15 protein-coding genes are annotated in these 19,051 nt (G+C 55.9%); 10 read left to right on the forward strand and 5 right to left on the reverse strand.

Annotated features, from left to right (window positions below; translation table 11 throughout):
• Nucleotides 1-26: 26 nt before the first annotated feature.
• Nucleotides 27-725 carry a hypothetical protein gene (locus tag VNX88_00310; GenBank protein HWY67068.1) on the reverse strand — a complete coding sequence of 233 codons (699 nt, stop codon included), beginning with the start codon at nt 723-725 and terminating at the stop codon, nt 27-29.
• Between the two features lie 407 nt (nt 726-1,132).
• On the opposite strand from VNX88_00310, the gene VNX88_00315 reads away from it, so the two are divergent.
• The 3 genes from VNX88_00315 to VNX88_00325 are packed head-to-tail and all read left to right on the forward strand — an operon-like array spanning nt 1,133 to nt 7,878.
• Complete coding sequence (locus VNX88_00315) at nt 1,133-4,048, forward strand: DUF3857 domain-containing protein (GenBank protein HWY67069.1); 2,916 nt, start codon at nt 1,133-1,135, stop codon at nt 4,046-4,048.
• Nucleotides 4,045-7,533: a DUF3858 domain-containing protein gene (locus VNX88_00320; protein ID HWY67070.1), complete on the forward strand. Its 3,489-nt coding sequence runs from the start codon at nt 4,045-4,047 to the stop codon at nt 7,531-7,533. The genes VNX88_00315 and VNX88_00320 overlap by 4 nt, the downstream gene beginning before the upstream one ends.
• 9 nt (nt 7,534-7,542) lie before the next feature.
• Nucleotides 7,543-7,878, forward strand: a complete 336-nt coding sequence (locus VNX88_00325; GenBank protein HWY67071.1) for an iron-sulfur cluster assembly protein — start codon at nt 7,543-7,545, stop codon at nt 7,876-7,878.
• A gap of 46 nt (nt 7,879-7,924) precedes the next feature.
• Here VNX88_00325 and VNX88_00330 read toward each other — a convergent pair whose 3' ends face one another.
• On the reverse strand, nt 7,925-8,227 hold the full coding sequence (locus tag VNX88_00330) for a hypothetical protein (GenBank protein HWY67072.1): 303 nt from the start codon (nt 8,225-8,227) through the stop codon (nt 7,925-7,927).
• A 223-nt stretch (nt 8,228-8,450) separates the two neighbouring features.
• On the opposite strand from VNX88_00330, the gene uvrC reads away from it, so the two are divergent.
• Together uvrC and lolA are read left to right on the forward strand one after the other, a co-directional pair.
• On the forward strand, nt 8,451-10,373 hold the full coding sequence (uvrC, locus tag VNX88_00335; protein ID HWY67073.1) for an excinuclease ABC subunit UvrC: 1,923 nt from the start codon (nt 8,451-8,453) through the stop codon (nt 10,371-10,373).
• Nucleotides 10,374-10,414: 41 nt separating this feature from the next.
• Nucleotides 10,415-11,074 carry an outer membrane lipoprotein chaperone LolA gene (gene lolA / locus VNX88_00340; GenBank protein HWY67074.1) on the forward strand — a complete coding sequence of 220 codons (660 nt, stop codon included), beginning with the start codon at nt 10,415-10,417 and terminating at the stop codon, nt 11,072-11,074.
• 262 nt (nt 11,075-11,336) lie between these two features.
• On the opposite strand, the gene VNX88_00345 is transcribed toward lolA, so the two are convergent.
• Both VNX88_00345 and VNX88_00350 read right to left on the reverse strand, forming a co-directional pair.
• Complete coding sequence (locus VNX88_00345; protein ID HWY67075.1) at nt 11,337-12,449, reverse strand: BON domain-containing protein; 1,113 nt, start codon at nt 12,447-12,449, stop codon at nt 11,337-11,339.
• A 229-nt stretch (nt 12,450-12,678) separates the two neighbouring features.
• Nucleotides 12,679-13,575: a complex I NDUFA9 subunit family protein gene (locus VNX88_00350; GenBank protein HWY67076.1), complete on the reverse strand. Its 897-nt coding sequence runs from the start codon at nt 13,573-13,575 to the stop codon at nt 12,679-12,681.
• A gap of 303 nt (nt 13,576-13,878) precedes the next feature.
• On the opposite strand from VNX88_00350, the gene VNX88_00355 reads away from it, so the two are divergent.
• From VNX88_00355 to VNX88_00370, 4 genes are all read left to right on the forward strand, one after another.
• Nucleotides 13,879-14,466, forward strand: coding sequence for a hypothetical protein (locus tag VNX88_00355; GenBank protein HWY67077.1), 588 nt, complete (start codon nt 13,879-13,881; stop codon nt 14,464-14,466).
• A 322-nt stretch (nt 14,467-14,788) separates the two neighbouring features.
• Entirely contained in the window at nt 14,789-15,367 is a 579-nt protein-coding gene (locus VNX88_00360) for a redoxin domain-containing protein (GenBank protein ID HWY67078.1), read from the forward strand.
• 12 nt (nt 15,368-15,379) lie between these two features.
• Nucleotides 15,380-15,946, forward strand: coding sequence for a sigma-70 family RNA polymerase sigma factor (locus tag VNX88_00365; GenBank protein HWY67079.1), 567 nt, complete (start codon nt 15,380-15,382; stop codon nt 15,944-15,946).
• Complete coding sequence (locus VNX88_00370) at nt 15,943-16,713, forward strand: hypothetical protein (protein HWY67080.1); 771 nt, start codon at nt 15,943-15,945, stop codon at nt 16,711-16,713. The genes VNX88_00365 and VNX88_00370 overlap by 4 nt, the downstream gene beginning before the upstream one ends.
• A 182-nt stretch (nt 16,714-16,895) precedes the next feature.
• Here VNX88_00370 and VNX88_00375 read toward each other — a convergent pair whose 3' ends face one another.
• Nucleotides 16,896-17,312, reverse strand: coding sequence for a LytTR family DNA-binding domain-containing protein (locus VNX88_00375; protein HWY67081.1), 417 nt, complete (start codon nt 17,310-17,312; stop codon nt 16,896-16,898).
• A 117-nt stretch (nt 17,313-17,429) separates the two neighbouring features.
• On the opposite strand from VNX88_00375, the gene VNX88_00380 reads away from it, so the two are divergent.
• Nucleotides 17,430-18,911, forward strand: a complete 1,482-nt coding sequence (locus tag VNX88_00380; protein ID HWY67082.1) for a PLP-dependent aminotransferase family protein — start codon at nt 17,430-17,432, stop codon at nt 18,909-18,911.
• The last annotated feature ends 140 nt before the right edge of the window (nt 18,912-19,051 follow it).

Below are 19,051 nucleotides of genomic sequence, written 5' to 3' on the forward strand. Positions count from 1 at the left end.
AGCCGTTTTCCTGCGAGGTGGGGTGACTAGCGGGTCACTTTTTGAGCTGTGACGATTTTGCTGGAATCGACAGACGTATCGGAGATGCCCAACATGTATCCGCGAGAGAAGCCGGAGCAGTACTCGAGAGAACAAACATTGCTGAGAGTCTGTCGGCAGTATTGTTCAACGTATTCGGGTGTCATATTGGTGGCAGGAGCATTCTGCGATTGGGCGCTCTTGTATCCCGCGGCTACGCCTTCGTCGAAATGAGCTCGACGGGTACTCGGCAATAGATCTCTTAGGCCGGCGTTTGCAGCCTTTGCCCGTTCAGACGCCCGAAATTCAGCACCAGAAATCGCGTCTGCATACCCGCCTCGAAATCCCGCCTCATAGCCTTCTTGAAAGAGCACTTTGCTGCCGAAACTTGGTTGGTAATCTCGGCTTGCCTGGCCGTACTCCTTCAACTTCATCACGAGTCGGGCGTCGCGCCCCATATGGATGTCCAGGTCGCCGACATGAAACCCCTGCTCATATCCATGCCGATATCCATGAGCGAATGCCGAATTCGCATAGAGCTTCCCAAGTATCTCGTTTTGCATGTGAGACTCATTCGCCAGGAATCGTCGCGTACCAGGAGCGGCGGGATGAGTGACAACAGAGGTGAATTGGGTTGAAGTTTGCGCGGCCGAGGTGATGGCACAAGCTAGAGCAACGACCAACCAATGTGTCGCGCGCGAAGTCATGCCATCCACCGCATTAGGTAGATGTATGTGAGCTGCAGTTTGGATGTAACGGCAACGTGCAATCCGAAAGGCCCTGTTGCGCCAATACTGCGTGATAGCTCCTGAGCGCCAAGAACTCAGTTCAACACCAAAGTGCTAGACCTCTTGCGACGCGTAAGGTCATATTAAGCAGCTACTTAGGTGTTTCTTTCCATTTGCCAATTCCGCCCCTGCAGCGATACTCCATTCACCTTAACCCCGATCAATTGAGTTCGCGGGCGGGTTCGGCAACGAAAATTCCTGGGGGAAACGAAACCGGGCCGGACGCGAACTCAAGTGGTAACGAACTCCCCGGATAGTTAAACGACTTCCGGGGAGTTCCGTTTAAGCCAATAGCGCCGCGGCCGGAGTTAAGCCGTAATGGGACAATGGCCTCTCCACGCAAGCGACGGATGCTCTTCCTTTGCGTTGGCCCCTTCCTGTGCAGCGTGCTGGCGTCGGCCTCGAATCCTGTTCAATCCAAGTCCTGGTTCGACCAACGGCTCGTCAAAAAAACTCAAGCTGTTACAGTTCACGTCCATGCTTCGAGTGACCGCGACACGCTCATTACTGTTGCGCTGCTAGACGAAATCTACGATTTGCGGGACTGCGTCTTGGACCCTTTTCAAGTCGATTCCACTCTCGCGCGAATTACGGACGATCTCTCCGCTACGCCGATTGCGCGCGCCGAGGCGAGCTACCTCGCTGCGCGCATTAAAGGCTCTTTCGCGGAGACTCCGCAGACACTCATCGCCCTCCTCGCTCGCGGCGCTGGAGCGATGGCGGGCGACGCCGAGATTCGAGATGCGATTTCGGCCATTACGCTGTTGCATCATCTCGATATCGCAGCGAGGGCGGAGCAACCTGCCGAATCAGTTAACAGTGGTGAAGGCTGGTATCACGCCTCCCGAATTGCTCGTGACGATTACCACAAACTTCAAGCGCTCCGAAGAGCTTTGGAGCTGAATCATGACTACCTCCCCGCACTGACCGAAATGGCCAAACGCTATGCAGCGCAAGGACAGCTCACGCGTGCGCGAAACATGCTCTCTGCGACTCTAGAACGGTACCCGGCCGAGACGTCCGTGCGCCTTCTCCTGGCTGAGTTAGATATCAACCAGGGTCATGCGTCGACAGCGTTAGAGGTGATGAATCAACTGCGATCCAAGCCTCTGCCCATCGCTGTTACGCGGCAGCTCGCAGAAAGCTATGCTCAATTGAGGCTTCTGGACGAAGCACGCGATCTCGCCCACTTAGCCGTTAGGCTTCATCCTGGTGGACCCGAAGAGCGTGAACTGGCATCGCGTTTGGATGAGCAGGCGGCTGACCGGGAGACCTCAAAGCGTCAGGTATCACAACGCGAGTTCATTGCCCCTGCTCGACTGTCTGGAGCGACGATAGACGAATTGTCCGACACAACGAGCCAGACCGCCCTTCGCCGGTTACTAAACGGCCAGACCATACCTACCGATGATTCGCGCGAGTTCTTCGCCGATGTCTTGGCCCTGATAAAGAGATGGCATGCTCGGCCGTTAACAGAACGTAGCGAGTCGCGGATCCTGGCGAACGTACGAGCAGACCAACTCCGTTCCGATTACCAAACTGTGCAGCATGTACAGCAGGTGATTGCTATCGGCTCAACAAGCGATATAACCACTTACAAACAGCGCGGTATTCAGTATTCGGCGCAATCGCAACAGCTGAATGTCGTGCGCGCTCGCTTGCATCATGGCGGGGGACGAGTATCGGAAGGCGAAGATCTTGGCGAGAGTTCCCTCGCCGATTCCAGCGCCGCGACCTACGACGATCTACGCACACGGCAATACCGCTTCCGCGATCTGCGAGCTGGGGACGTACTCGAGCTGGAATATACAATCACACCTCTAGCCAATGAAAACCCATACGGTCAGTATTTTGCGCAGCTGGTCGCGTTTGGCTCTTCGCTCCCAAGCGATTTCCAGCGTTATGTCCTGTGCAGTCCTCACGACATTCACCTGAGCAGCTCCGAGCGGGCTCTACCTCCTGCAACGCTGCAACGGCGCTCTGCTGAAGATGTTCGTATTTGGGAAAAGACGGACATAGCTGCGCTGGTTCGTGAACCACGCTCGCCCTCGTGGAGCGAGCAGGGCGCCTACGTCCACGTGTCGAATTTCGATTCATGGCAAACACTGGGCAAATGGTATGCGGATCTGATTCGTCCTCAGTTCAAGCTAAACGCGGAACTTGAACGGCAGGCCGCCCAGATCGTGCAGAACCATCCCAGCCGGCTCGACCGCGTGGCCGCGATCGATGAGCTGGTTCTGAAGAACACACGCTACGTGGCCCTCGAGCTTGGCGTCTATGGATTCAAACCCTACCCAGTCACTCAGACCTTCGCTCGACGCTTTGGAGACTGCAAGGATAAAGCAAGCCTCATGGTCGCGCTTCTGCGAGCAGCCGACATTGATGCAGACATCGCCTTGGTTCGCACGAAACGGCTGGGAGACATCATCGAGCAGCCCGCTTCGGTATCCATCTTTGACCATGCGATTGTTTATGTTCCGGAATTTGATCTCTGGCTCGACGGAACTGCTGAGTTTTCGCGGTTGCGGGAGCTGCCCGTCGAAGATCAGGGCGTAATGGCGCTGACGGTAGGCGCCGACGGTAATGCCACATTGCGGCGGACTCCGGCCTCATCTGCAAGCGACAACTATTCCAGACGAACGATCAACGCGCGTCTGGAAGCCGATGGCACCATCCGATTCTCGGGCGCGACTTATGTCCGCGGTGAAGACGCTCCCGAACTGCGACGCCAGTTGGAACCAGGGGACAGCAAGCTTGGATATGTTCGCGATCATCTAGCACAGGTCCTACCGGCCGTCGAAGTACACGACGTGGAGTTGCCGGTTAGTCTCTCCGACATAGTTTCTTTAAGCTTCAACGGCGAGCTGACTTCATTCCATGGACGTCATTCGGCTACGCTGCCGTCGTCATGGATGGAACGAAACTACGTTGCAACTCTCGCAGCGAAGAATTCCCGCGCTCAAGACCTGCTGTTTGAAGCCCCCTGGACCACCACCGAAGAGATCCACATTGAGCTTCCGCACGGTGCGCATCTGACAGGCATTCCACAGAACCAGAGCATCTCGAGTGAATTCGGAAACGCGGACATTCGATATGACATCATCGGTGACCAAGTCACAGTCCTCAGCACGGTCAAGTTCAGCGCGACACTAATTCCTGCCGCGCAATATCCCGCCTTTCGAGAATTTACTGCGGGAGTGGAAACCGCGTTCCAGCGTAATCTCGAGGTCGAGCTACCATGAGGTCATGGCTCTCGATCATCTGCATCGCAGGCGTGTCTGCCGGCGTTGCCGCACAGACTCCTTCAGAAAGCTCTGCTGATCTCTTATTCGCGAAGTCGGATCTAACCGGGGCACTTCGGAGGAGCGCAGTAGAGCTAAAGCGTAACCCGCATGACCTGAACGCACACTTCGTGCGCATGGAAGCGGCTCGGCTCGAACTCCGAAATCGAGAAGAGCTGCATTCCGCGATTGGAGTTCTACAAGAGGCGCGCGGTGGCGATCCCCGAGCAAGAGTTGCGGCCGAGAGAATCCGCGAACTGGCTGCTAACACCCCACAACTTCGTGCGGTACTTCCCCAAATCGCCGAGCTATTGCGGGAAGACAGTCCATATGCGGTCGAGCTCAGCGATGCCGTCCTGAAGGCATGGGCGGACGGGGCCGCGATCCCAGGGAAGACGCACCTGGCGCGCAGAATTACGAAATGGCAAATCGCTGGACCGTTCGGCCAATTTGCCAACGTTGATTTTGATCGAGCCTGGCCGCCCGAAGAAAACGAGCTTCGCAGCACTCGCTACGAAGGTCGAGTTCGTGAGGACATCGATGTCGAGTCCGGCGAGTTAGAGTTGCCTGAATACTTTTCCCGTTCTGGCGTCTACTACGCAGCCGCACAAGTGTCCATCGCGACCGAGGCGAAGTACCGGCTAATCGTGGAGAGTGAGGGCACGTATGACGTGCGAATCGACGGATTCCCACTGTTAGTGCATGACGCTCGGTTTGTGCAGCAACGCGCGACCACGCCGGTCGATTTTCAGATGGAGGCCGGAAAACATCGGATCGTTGTAAAGCTTCAAGCAGCGGCGCTCCCACTGCGTATCTGGATTGAGCCGCTTCGTGAGTTTCACTCTGTAGCTCTGAGAGTGCTCGCTTCCGAAGCGGATTATCTGAAGGCTGCAACCGCTCTTATGAACGGAGATCCGAGCGCCGCGCTCGCGTTGAGTGACCAGAGTTCTCTCGCCAATGTCCTCAAGGCCGAGGCGTTAGCGCAGATGGGTGATGAACAACAGGCACGGGAGCTCTTTCTGGCTGCGAGCATCTTAGATGCACGGAATCTGCTGGCCGCCTTCAAAGTGGCTGAGGATGCGCTCAGCGGCGAGCAATACGAAGCAGCCACAAAGCACCTCGCGAAGATTCTCAAGGGAGCTCCGGCGTATCCGCAGGCACAAGAGTTGAAGTTCCAACTCACTGAACACTTCAACTGGCGCACAGAGCAGGAAGCCGCGCTGAACCAGCGCCTGCGATTGCATCCAAACTGTGGCGCCCTGACAGACGCAGCCAAGTTTTACGACAGCAATTACCAAAGCGAACGCGCCAGGCGCTACGAAGCGGCGCTCGCCAAATGCTCGCCTAAGCCGTACCAATTTTGGGAGCAGTTGAGCTTGCATGGGACGCACAAACACGCAAGCGATAGCATCAGTGACTACCTAGTGCGGCACCCAAGCGATCGTCATGCTCTTACGAGTGCGATCCGAGAGGCCGTACTAGGCAATGATCTCCCAGGAGCAAGCCAATACGCGAAGATCCTGCGCGCGGTGGCTCCAAATTGGAGTTGGGCAGCACTGCTTGCCGTTCGTCCCGAATCGATACTGGATTCTCAATCCGGTTACTCGGCAGCGAATGGCTTTTATAAGCCATTCGTGCGTGATCCATTACCCATGATGCGCGATCGCGAGGCGCAGCTCCCTGACAGTCGAATCCTGATCAACGATCGAGTTGTGAAGCTCGATTCGGGGGGAGCCTGGGTTTATCAACACACGGTTACCCAAGTTCTGAATAAGAAAGGCATCGCTCGGCTAGGCGAGGTGGAATTGCCGCGAGCGATCGACCTGCTTGACCTTCGTACAGTCAAGCCGAATGGAAAGCTCGTCGAAGCGGACTTGGGCGAGAGCAAGAGTGCGGTTTCAATGCCATCGCTCGCGGAGGGAGACGCGATTGAAATCGCATACCTTCAGCACATCAGCTCCGAGGTTCTGGCCGCATCCCCTGAGACTTTGGACTTCGCGTTCGCGTCCTCGCAATCGCCAACTCGCTCCGCGCGGCTGACGCTGATTCGCGACAATGTGCCGGAGCCATTGTTGTGGCGCTCGCCCGAGGTGCGGTGCATTCACAGTGAGCCTACCAGCGACGTTGGCACCACAACGTGGGAGGTGACGAACGCGCCAGCCGATCAGGATGAACCTGCTGCGCCCCAATACGAGCGGCGCTCTCGTTTGTTGTGGCTCGCAATGGACCGTGCTCAGCCGGTAGACATGAGTGCGAAAATACGCGACGCACTCACCGATGCCACGAAGGTCACTTTCCGGATTCGGGAAATAGCCGCCGAGCTGCAATCATCGTCAGAAGCCAGGCCCAGCGTCGCGTACCGCTACGTAATGGCAAACATTGAGAACGAAGCACAGAACTGGCGACAGGCAAACATCACTGCTGCAGACGAAAGTCTGGGACAAGGCGAAGGTAACCGCGCTGCCACTCTCATTGCTCTTCTGTCGGCCATGGGATATGAGGCCGATCTTGCGCTTAGCAGTGAACGAGGTAAGTACGACCCTGCGGATATGTGCGCAAGCGCCCGCTGCTACACGCATGCACTCGTGCGCGTCGTGTTGCCTGGATCCGGCCAAGTGCTGCTCGACCCTGGCATCGAGAGTCTCCCGGCAGGCGCTCTGTCTCCCGAAGTGGAAGGGGAACAAGCACTCCTTATCCCCCGCTCGCATGCCCTGACCAAACAGGCTTTCGTGGTTCCGCGATCCACCGATCAGCACAGCGAAGCAACTGCCGATCTGCACCTCGACGATGCAGGTGGCCTTAGCGGAAAAATTCATATCCGTTTCGGCAGCTTCCGCAGCGGACAGATGCGTCAAATGTTGCGCACTGTCTCTGCTAAGGACCGTGAGGATTTCTTTGAACAGATAGCTGATCGAATTATTCCGTCCGTGAATGAGGTTTCAGCCACGCTCAATCACGAACAAGATCCGGAGCAGCCGCTTGAACTCGAACTAAGCATTCGGGCCTCAAAATTCGGCCGATGGAACCATTCCGAACTACAGCTTGAACAGACGGTTCCGGCGCTCGGCTTGAGCCGGGTGTATGCCACACTGGCTGAGAGGCAGCAACCCGTACTCCTCGATACGCCATTGGTCGAGACCTCTGAATTTGTAATTCATCTGCCAGTTGGACTCGAAGCTGTTCGTACGCCAAATTCTGTTGATTTGAAGTCCGAGTTTGGCGAGTATCGCAGCGAACTCAAGGCCGAAGCCAACGTTCTCAAAGTCACGCGCAGTTTCCGGATTCCGGCGCAAGTAGTGGCACCGTCCCGATATCGTGAGTTCTCTGATTTTGCCCTTCAAATCGACAGCGCTGAAAGAGAAGTGATTCAGTTGCGTGGAACGTCTTTAGTGCAAATCCTCCCCAACTCCGCGCAGCTCGCGCACACTCCGCAGCCGCTGCATTAAACTATTGGTATGCCGGTAACCGAAGAAGAGGTAATCACTGCGCTGAAGGATTGTTACGACCCGGAGATTCCGGTAAACATCGTTGACCTGGGACTTATCTATGGCGTCCGGATCACGCCTGAATCCGCCGCAGAGGTTGCGCCGGAAACCCGCCGCGACGTCGAAGTCGAGATGACGCTTACGGCGCCCGGATGTCCAGCGCACACGCAGATCAGCCAGCAGGTGAAAGATCGGATCGAGCAACTTCCTGGTGTGAACTCCGCCACCGTCAACGTTGTGTGGTCGCCTCCGTGGACGCCGGAGCGGCTGAGTCAAGCGGCACGCCAAAAGTTAGGAATCGAGTAGAGAGGGGGATCAAGGTTTACGCAGCTCCTGTCCCCTATTCCCTCCCCTAGTAAGGTTTGTTCTGGAACTCTCCACCCGAGCGGCCCCGCATCTGCTGCCAACTCTGTGCGTGCTCGCTGATGCGCTCCACCAGGCTCTGAATTCCATTCACGATACGATGGCCGCGGTCGAGGTACTCGGGAGCCTGATTCCAGATCTGCTCGAACTTTTCCGGATGGTCGGACGCTAATGCTGCCAAGCCGACTCCTGCACTGGCCATACCTGCCGCTCGCTTTCCGCTCAACAGGAAGTACACTGCTGCGCCGAAAGCCCCAAACATCAAAATCTTCTTCCAATCATGCTGTTCCACTTGTGTTCCTCCATGAACGTTGGACCGACCGAATACTTAGAACAAGGTAACCTTAACTCTCGTTGCCTAGCACGCGGGGCTGAATCCAGGTTGACCGGCCCAACATCAACAACTTAGTCTCAGAGAATGGCTGATAGCAAGCTCGAGGAACTCCTTGCTCTTCCTGTTCACCAGCATTCTTTGTGACCTCTGGTTTAAGCCTTCGTGAACTTCGTGTTCGCTCTTGTCTTTCGACCTGATGGACTTGCAGCAAAAAATTCGAACACTTCCCATCAGCCCGGGCGTGTACATGTACAAGAACGCCGAGGGAGAGGTGATCTACGTCGGCAAGGCCAAGAGCCTGCGGGCGAGAGTGCGTTCGTACCTGCTTGAAGCCGCTACTCAGGATGCCAAGACTGGCTCGCTCATGCGCGAGGCGGTCGACGTGGAGTACATCGTCGTCGAAAACGAGCGCGAAGCGCTGGCTCTCGAGAACAATCTCATCAAGCAAAAGAAGCCTCGTTTCAACATTCTGCTGCGTGACGACAAGACATACCCTTACATCAAGCTCACTCTCGCCGACCGTTTCCCGAAGGTCTTCGTCACGCGGAGGTTGAAGAAGGACGGAAGCGCCTATTACGGCCCTTATTTCCCGGCTAACCTGGCCCATCGCACAGTCGATCTGATTCACCGCAGTTTTCTGATTCCGTCCTGCAAGATTGATTTATCGCGCTACCATCCGCGTCCCTGTCTGCAGTACTACATCAAGCGCTGTCTTGGTCCTTGCGTGAAGGACTTGACCACGACAGATCGCTACGCCGAGGCCGTCCGGGATGTTCAATTCTTCCTTGAGGGTCGCCAGGTTGATCTTGCTCGCTCGCTGCGAGCCCGCATGGAACGAGCCGCTCAGGAGCAGGAGTACGAGTCTGCTGCTAAGTACCGTGACCTGATCAGTACGGTGGAAGATTTGATGGAACGCCAACGCATGGCGACCGTTCAAGGCGATGACATGGATGTCTTTGGGTTCCATTACGAGAACCAGATGCTGGCCGTGAACCTATTCCACATGCGCGGCGGGCGCATCCTCGATCGTCGCGAGCTATTTTGGGAGGACCTGCCTGAATTTGAACTCATGCCACGCAGCGAAGACGTGGAACGCAGCGAACCTGCTGATGGGGACCGACCTCCAAGACCAGAGTTTGATCCAGGACTGTTCTTTTCAGCCTTGTTGAAGCAGTGCTACATCGACCAGCAGTATGTGCCGCGTACAATCCTTGTCCCGGTTGACTTCAATGAACGTCTCGCCTTGGAAGAGCTGCTTTCGGAAAAACGCGGCGCGAAAGTTGAGATCCTTGTTCCCGTCCGTGGAGAAAAACGTTCGCTCATCGATCTGGCTGCCATGAACGCGCACCAAATTTACGATCAACGGTTCCGTGTGATGAAGCCCTCGGTTAAGGCCATTCAGGAATCGCTGCAAGATGCCCTTACCTTGCCCACACTTCCAACACGCATCGAGTGCTTCGATATTTCTCACATTCAGGGTGCGGAAACCGTCGCCTCCATGGTGATATGGGAAGACGGTCAGATGAAGAAGTCAGATTACCGAAAGTTCATCATCCGTACCGTGGAAGGCGTCGATGATTTCGCGTCAATGCGTGAGGTGATTACTCGTCGCTACAAGCGCGTAACGAGTGAAAAGCAGAAAATGCCGAGTCTGGTACTGATTGATGGCGGCATCGGACAGCTCCATGCTGCAGCCGAGGCGCTAGAGTCGCTTGAAATTACAACTCAGCCACTCGCGTCGATTGCTAAGCGTGAAGAGATCATCTATGTGCATGGCCAGGAAGATGATCCCGTGGTTCTCGACCGCCATTCACCCGTGCTGCACCTCGTGCAAATGATTCGCGACGAATCGCACCGATTTGCCGTCACCTTTCACCGCAAGCGCCGCGAAATGCGCGACCGAGCGTCCGAACTACTTGGAATTCCAGGCATCGGCGCCCTTACCACCCGCAGACTGGTTGAGCACTTCGGCAGTGTTCGCGCAGTAAAAGAAGCTGAACCTGCGGCACTATCTGCCGTTGTTACCCCCGCGCAGGCCGCAGCGATTCTCGAGCATTTCCGGCAGGGAGAGACAAACACGAAGGACACGAAGGCCAACGCATGAGGTCGCGAAGCCGGTGCGGGCAACTCCTGAAATCAACCTGCATGCGGCCTCCCATAGCACTTTTGTTGTTGGTGTTCTTACTTGCCGGGCTTAGCTTTGCAGACGACTCGGCGGTCTCGAAGGTCGCCTCCCGCATCGATCGCCGCTATAACCACCTCGCCACTCTCAAAGCGCAATTCCAGGAGACCTACAACGGCGCCGGGCTCGCGCGAAATGAATCGGGCGTGCTCTGGCTACAGAAGCCAGGCAAGATGCGCTGGCAATATGAGCAGCCCACACCGAAACTCTTTATCGTCGACGGAAAGAACGCGTTCTTTTACGTTCCGTCAGAACGGCAGGCACGGCGAATGCCGGCCAAGAAGCTCGACGATTTTCGCTCTCCGATCCGCTATCTTCTCGGACGCACGAACCTGCAGCAGGAATTCACGAAGTTAGCCATTTCGTCGGAGGCGCCAAGACAGCCCGGCGACGTAGTGCTCGAGGGCATCCCCAAAGGAATGGAAGATCGAGTTCAGCGCGTATTGCTTGAAATTAACCCAGCAGATCAGATCGTGCGCCTTCGTGTCGAGGAGCTCGATGGATCATCAACCGAGTTCGTCTTTCGAGACATCCAACAGAACATACCAGTAAAGTCGGATCTTTTTCGCTTCACTCCGCCCCCCGGCGTTGAGATCGTAGAAAGCGAAAACGTTGAACCGTAGAGTCAGGTAGAGACGCAGCAATTCTGCAGGGCTGTCCAAAGTGGCTCTCGACCAAGAGAATTTCCGCGTCGCAGAGGAGTGCCGAGCCCTTTCGCGGCACGTCTGAAACTAGCCCCGGGCTTATTCTCAACCGTGCCGCAAAAATCGCGACACTTCCTTTGCAGTCAGAAGAGAACTTGGACTAGCCTGCGGCGCGCTGAGCGTCTACCGTTGACAGAAAAAAGGCCGGACATCTTTGTCCGACCTCTGCTTACGAGTATTGTTACTGCGGATCCCCGCTGTTGTCCGGGCGAATCACCGTTCCGTGACGCTCGGTGCTGGCGGACGGCATGACCGAAATCGGATTCTGCAGGCGGAAACTGACTAGAGTCTCAGGACGCAGCTCCACTTTTTGTCCTTTGGTGATCGTGTTCGCGCCAGCACCCGCACCAGCTCCGGCGGTTGCACCGATGGCAGCGCCCTTGCCGCCGCCGAAGATGCCGCCGAGGATCGCGCCCACCGCGGCCCCACCGCCGACCTTCTCTGCCGTGTTCTTGCCGCGAGCATCACCTTTGCGAGCCCATGTGTCGGTTGCGATCTGATACGTCTTGCCGTTAAAGCTGAGGCGCTCAACGTTGAGCACAAGTGAAGATCCACCGGTGTAGTGAGTGGCAGCATGCGCTTCCATCACTCGACCTTCGACCTCGGCGCCTGCTGGGATGACGGTCTGATCGTCAACTACGATGTCGGCGTTCAAGGTTCCATGCCAAGGATCAGCTTCGTGATTTGTCTCCGAACTCAGGCCTTCCACAGTCCGCACCTGCAGAACTGTTCCAGCCGGAACTGTGACCTTCTGCGGAGGAGGCGGGGGTGGAGGCGGAGTGTAGGTGCTCGCCGTCGAGTTGCTGGAACCGAAATCAGAACTGTTCGAGCTAGCGCTCGTGCCCTGTGAGTTCGCGTACGAACTGGAAGATGAGGGTAGCGAATGACGCGGACGCACCTTGGTTGTTGTTGCACGGCTCGGCGAGGAGCGGCGTGGTGCCGGTTGCTCCACTTCAGGCTCAGGGGTTGGAGCAGCTTGCGCCGTCTGCACTGCCAGGCGGCTGATTACTTGCTTTACGCCCTGTGCCTGCTGGGCATCGTTGAGTGCGGATGTGATTTCAGCGTCGCTATTCACAGCACCGCTCAGCGTCACGACGCCTTTGTCGGAGTTGATGGCGATCTCGCGGCCACTCAGCGACGGATCCGAACTAATCTTGGTTTGTACATTGCCGGCGACCTGGGCATCAGTGAGGTCGCCACTGGCTACGTTGGCCGACTTTGAGCAGCCACTGATTGCTGCAACCATAAGCAGCAATGCCAACGTGAAGACTGCTCCTGCGGACTTGAATCTCATAACACTCTCCTTCAGCATGTCTCTCCTGTACGAACGGGCTATCTGTCGGTCTCTTGCGAACATTGAATCTAGTCCTCTGAATCGTGAGGAGATACCCGACTATTCTATAACCCGCAGAGTAGTTGTTTGTTGCTAACGCCTTAAACGAATCATTCAATTGCGGTGCTAGCGACCGGGAAAATGCCTTAGATTGCGCAAAATCGGACCAACACCTTGAGTATCACAGAGATCAGGGCAATAGGTATCGGCCCAGTCCCGCGCGAAATTTCTCCGGCTCGATCTGGAAGATGCGTTTCATGTGAGTTGGATCAGCAGTTGAACCTTCTTCCATCATCCGCAACTGCACTGAGGTGACCGGCGGCCTCATCGGGAGAATTGAAAAAATAGCAGCCGCAGCTTTCATTACCGGTATGGGAACATGCGCAACGGCTTTGCGGACAGCAAGGTGCTCCGCGATGGCTTCGCCGATTTCGTCGAGAGTAAGTTCTTCCCCGCCGACTACGTCTATCGTTTGCCCGGTCGTGGCGGGATTTGCCAGTGATTGTGTGAAGCATTCAACAACATCGTCGACATGCACAGGACAAAACCGGTATTTTCCCGTTCCCGGAACTGGCCGAATGAATGGCGCTGCGCGCATTACTTCGACCATCTGCTTGACAAATGCACTGCCCAGCCCAACGATCAGCGACGGCCGAAGGACCACAAAGGGAATCCCGCTGTTGCGAACCTCTTCTTCAGCAGCGAACTTCGTCGTGTGATATGTAGTCGCATTCGCTGGGCGCGCGCCCAACGCAGACATCTGCACGAACCGTTTCACTCCAGTTTTGCGCGCAGCCTTAACCAGGTTTCTGGTTCCGAGGTAATGGACACTCTTGAAGGTAGCGGCGCCACTCTCGTAAATAATTCCGACCAGGTTGATCACTGCATCGCATCCCGCAACGCGCTCGCTCAGATTTTCGGAGTTGATGTCACCTTCGATTTCTTCAACTCTTCCAGTTGGAGCCGCGGCACAGCGCAGCAAGCCACGTCGCCTCACGAGCGCTCGTACGGTGTGTCCCTCAGCCAGCAGTCGCGCGAGCAGGTGAGAACCCACAAATCCAGTGGCACCGGTCAGGAAGACTCTCATCTCAGACTCCGCAATGCGTATTTGCGCGTACGCAACTTCGCAACCTGGGCGGCGCTACTCCAGCTTCGCTTCTCCGCTGCATTTGCATCCCGCTTGCGTAGTGTAAAGGCGCGCCCTCTGAAGAACAGCCTCCGTTAAGTCTTTGGCCTTATACCCATTGCTCGCTACGAAAATCGCATACTGCGGGCGCAACTTCTGCTTTTGGGGTTGGTTTTTAGTACCAAAGACACCCCACTAAGGGTCGACTGTGCTGGGCAAGCGCCATCCGGATACAGCAGCTCCGAAGTGGAGGGAGGGAGATCAATGAAATTTTTCAACAAAACTTTGCTCTGGACCATGGCTCTTGCCATTGCGGGGAGCACTGCAGGGGTAGTGCAAGCGAGTGCGCAGGATCGGGATCACGATCGCGACAACTGGAAGCATCGTGACAAGGATTGGGAAAAGCGTCAGGAAAGAGAGCCGAAAGAGCGCGAGAAAGAATGGCGCCGCTACCATGACAACGGCAGCCACAACGGCTGGTACAACCGCAACGGTGACCGCGGATACAACAATAATGGGTATTACGGCCCGTACCGGAACAACGGCGGCTATTACGGAAACGGCGGCTATTACGGCAACGGCGGTTACAACGGACGCGGAAACTCCGGATATTACGGACGCGGCATGGGGCAAGCCCAACAGATCGGCTACCAAGACGGGCTCCGTCACGGCCAGAGCGACCGCGCCACTGGACACAGCTATCGGCCATCTCACGATGACGACTACCGGAACGCCAGTCGCGGATACAGCTCAGCCTCCGGCAGTAAGGATCAGTACAAAGCCATCTACCGTCAGGGATACGAGCAGGGCTATCGACAGGGCTATGGTTCCGGAGGGCGATTCGGCTTTTAGGCGGGCTCGCTTTCGGGTTTCCTAAACCAAAATGAGCAGGCCAACCATGGCCTGCTCATTGTTGTTTGCGGCTTAAAGCGCCGCAAGCGCGCTCGAAGTGCCTCGCCTACAGCGTTACAGGCACTAATTGATCCCTGTCTTCGCGCCGTTTACACCGGAACTTCGTCCCGGGAATTCCACTCTTCGGCGGATGAAATACCCCTCCGAGAGGATTTAGACTATTGGGAATCATAGGCTCTGCGGAATTAACCGTTGTCGTCACAGTAATTTGCCGCCTATCACCAAGGAATCTGTTTCCAAAGTCTGGAGAATTTCTTATCAAATGAGGCTCTTAGCCGTCGCACTTGTATCGGTTTTAAGTTTAAGTTGTTCGCTCGACGCGACTCCGCCACTCTCCCTGCTGCTGGTCGGCAACGGGGAATCGGATGCCGTCAAGAGCGTCTCTGAGGGGGATAAGGCCCCCAACTTCACCTTGCCGTCGCAAGACGGCAGCTCTATCTCGCTCGATCAATATCGTGGAAAGTGGGTGGTGTTGTACTTCTATCCCAAAGATTTCACGCAGGGTTGCACGATTGAGGCACACAACTTCCAGAGAGATGAAGCACAATACCAAGCGAAGAGCGCAGTGATTCTGGGTGTAAGCCTCGACTCAAGCGATTCCCACAAGGAGTTCTGCACGAAGGAAGGATTAAACTTCAAACTCCTTTCCGACGAATCGGCGAAGGTTGTAAGCGAGTACGGCAGCTTGAGCGAGTTTCAGGGTAAGAAGTACGCGGCCCGCAACACATTCATCATCGGTCCTGACGGAGTCGTACGTAAGATTTTTCGTGGAGTAAAGCCCAACGGACACAGCCAGGAAGTCCTGGTTACCTTAGGAGATTTACAACACACAAAGGCCTAGTACCCGGTTGGATTGCATTCCCGGTTCAGCGAGGAAGCGATACAAATCATAGGCGATACGCGGCAAAAGGAGTTTGAGCAGCTAGCGCTGGTACATCTGCGCGCGCTGCTGCGAGCCGCAGTGCGTCTGGCCCGTGATGTGGCCATAGCAGAGGACTTGGTGCAAGATGCGATGCTTCGTGCCTGGCGCCACTTTGACCGGTTTCAGCCGGGAACGAACTGTAAGGCATGGCTCTTTCGCATCATGCTGAACTGCTGGACCACGCGTCATCAGCAGATCAGGCAGGAGGCGATCCAGTTCTTCCCGGAGCAGTACGCAGAGAATACGGGCGATGAACGGCGTCCACCAACACGCTTCACCGCCGAAGAAATTCAGAACTCGATCGATTTGCTGAACGAGGAGTACCGGACGGTTCTCCTGCTGTTCGCGGTCGAAGGGTTCTCCTGTAAGGAGATTGCAGAGATTTTGGGAATTCCGATTGGCACAGTAATGTCGCGGCTCTCACGGGCACGCACGATGGTGAAGTGCGATCTGTCGAAGCGCGAAACGCGTTACATGAAAGCGAAAGCAAGACTATGAACTGTACGTACAGCGAACAAGTCACCGACGCTTACATTTCGGGAGAGATTGAAGGTCCCGAGTGGCGCACCCACCTCAGCAAATGTCCGGAGTGCGCCGCCAAACTGGCCGCAGAATCGGATTTCGACCTCGTTATAAAACATGCCGTGAGCGAAGAACGGCTGCACACCAGGCAGCTCGAGGCGCACGTCCGCAATGCCATTCGAAATTCCTCGCCATGGAATACGCCGGTCATGATGCTAGTCCGCTACAGCGTTGCGGCGACAGTGATTTTTGCAACGCTGTTAGTCGCGACGTTTGGCTATGCCAAAGGACGAATGGATCTGAGCGCAACCTGCGGCGACGCGGCTGACGATCATCGGGAAGAGGTCATCGGCAAGGCTCCGAGAAAGTGGAAGGTGGAGGACAAAGACGTACAGGCACTCGCGCAGCGCCTGGTTGGCGATCCTAAGGCCCCGGAACGCGTTGCACCTGCCGGCTATCACCTTGTGGGAGCACGCGTGTGCGTCCTGCACGGCAAGCGTTACATGCATCTCGACTACTCCGACGGCATGAACCAAGTTTCACTTTTCCTCCGGCATCAGGACAATCAGCGCTTCAGCACTCGCGTGCTGAGTTGGTTCCAAAACAACTCCCCCGCCGCCCAAAACGTAGAGGGTCTCACAGTCGGTTCGGTCCAGAGGCACAATGTCGCCTTGTTACTGGTTTCCGCATCCCCAGTTCCTGACGTTGAGAAAATCGTAAAAGAGGCCGGTGACCGCCTATAGGTTGGGGCAGGAAGCGAATCGACCAGGAGCAGTAAACCAAAAAGAGTGGGCTAATCAAGACGCTCAACCCATGTGGACGGCAGGCCCGCCCTTCCCGTTTTGATTCTCGCCTCCGAGTCGTAAGGATCTCGCATTGGGTGGGAAGAGCAAAACGAGTGTAACTCCGTTTTTAAAGCTCTCCTTTACTCTCTCATCGATCCTGGACTATATAGAGCTCGCAGCACGTGGCGATAGCTTCGGCTGCAAGGCAGTTCCTTGCCGTCGCGCAGCGAAACGATAAATTCGCCGCTGTTGCAGGGCTGTAGTTCCCTGATGCGACTGACGTTCACGACAAAAGAGCGATGAATCCGAATGAATCGGGAGCTGTCGAGTCTTTCCGCGATTTTGCTGATGGGTTGGCGGAAGAGGTGCGAGTCCCTTCCGGTAAGGTGCAGTCGAACGTAGTTTGCCTGGGCCTCGATCCAATCGATGTCGTCTACAGGAACAAAGATCACGCGACCGCCCGACTTGATAATCAGCCGACCGTTCGGTTTATGACCGTTTTCCAAAGGATCGCCGGTCACTACCTTGCCCATCCACACCTGGTCGCCTACGCCCACTTCAACGTCCCCCTGCCAGTTTTATAAAGCTTTCCAAAGTGATAGAGTCGGCCAAAAAGTGGTTTGCCGCAATATCCACTTGGTGGAAAATTCGTATAGCCATTATGATTTGGCGAAATGAAGAAGATATCTTCCGGAATTTCACCGATCATCTGTATTGACCGGAAGGCCCCAAAGGCGCTACACGAACAGATTTATGACGCGTATCGCACGGCGATTATCGATCGCAGCCTGCGCGCGGGGCAGCGAGTCCCGTCGACTCGTATGCTTGCCGGTGAGTTGGGCATCTCACGGATTCCTATCCTGAACGCGTACGCTCAGCTATTGGCGGAGGGCTACTTCGAGGGCCGTGTCGGCGCTGGAACTGTCGTTTCCAAGTCTTTGCCCGATCAAGTTACGCCAATAAGACTCCGCACGGTTCCAAGCTCAAAGAAAGCTCCTCGTGGGCCGCGTGTACTTTCGAAACGGTCTTCTCTTCTGAGCCCTTTCAACAATGTTGCGTGGAGTCGTGGGTGGGGCCCGTTTGGTGTGAGCCAGGTAGCATTTGATCAGTTTCCATTCCGGATATGGAACAGCCTGGTCACGCGTCATTGCAGAAAGGTTCGCGCGGAATCTCTCGATTACGGGAGTCCAATGGGATCGATCGATCTCCGTGAAGCGGTAGCCGCCTATCTCAGGACCGCCCGAGGCGTTCGCTGCGAGGCAGACCACATCATCATCGTGAGCGGTTCCCAGCAGGCGCTCGAGATCTCTACCCGGGTTCTACTGGATCCTGGCAGTTCAGTGTGGATGGAGGAACCCGGATATCGTCTCGCGCGAAGTGTCTTTGCGTTCAATGGCTGCCAGATAGTGCCTGTGCCGGTTGATTCCGAAGGTCTGAACGTGGCCGCAGGTGTGAAGCAATGCCCCAATGCGCGAGCGGCTTTCGTCAGCCCATCTCATCAGTATCCGCTCGGAGTAACGATGAGCGCGTCGCGCCGACTGCAATTGCTCGATTGGGCAGAGGGTTCAGGGTCATGGATCATCGAGGATGACTATGACAGCGAGTACAGGTACGAGAACATGCCTATCCCTTCTCTGCAAGGGCTCGACTCGAATTCGCGTGTGATCTACATCGGGACATTCAGCAAGGTGTTATTTCCGTCCCTTCGGCTTGGCTACATTGTTCTGCCGCCAGATCTGGTGGAACGCTTTCTCGCGGCGAGGCTTGCCATGGACATCAGTCCGGCAGGCTTCCATCAAGCAGTGCTGGCGGATTTTATCCGCGAAGGGCACTTCTCGCGCCATATTCGCCGGATGCGTTTGCTCTACGGTAAACGGCGCAGCGTACTGATCGAAAGCATTCGTAAACAATTAGGGTTGGCGGCAGAGGTGGTCGGCGGACAAGCCGGCATGCATCTTTCTCTCACCGTGAAAGGGATTGATGATCGTGAAATTGCGGAGCGGGCGGCGAGCCAACGGTTGTGGTTAGTCCCCCTATCGTCGTCCTACCTGCGTAAGCCCGCACGGCAAGGATTCATTCTGGGTTTTGGCAGCACGGGAGTGGAACAGATACCCGATGCCGTTAGCAAGCTGGGCGCGCTGCTGAGACCAAACTAAGACTGAAAACACACGAGACGTTTGCTCGCGAAGGTCACGATTTCCTTATCTGCGGCGGTGCGCCAATTGACAGGAATGTACCCCTACTCCGATAAGACTTGGCGCTCCAGCGATGCTGCTCCAGTTGTGCGCGATGGGGA

This window comes from Terriglobales bacterium, assembly GCA_035567895.1.
Classification (GTDB): Bacteria; Acidobacteriota; Terriglobia; order Terriglobales; family Acidobacteriaceae; genus Gp1-AA112.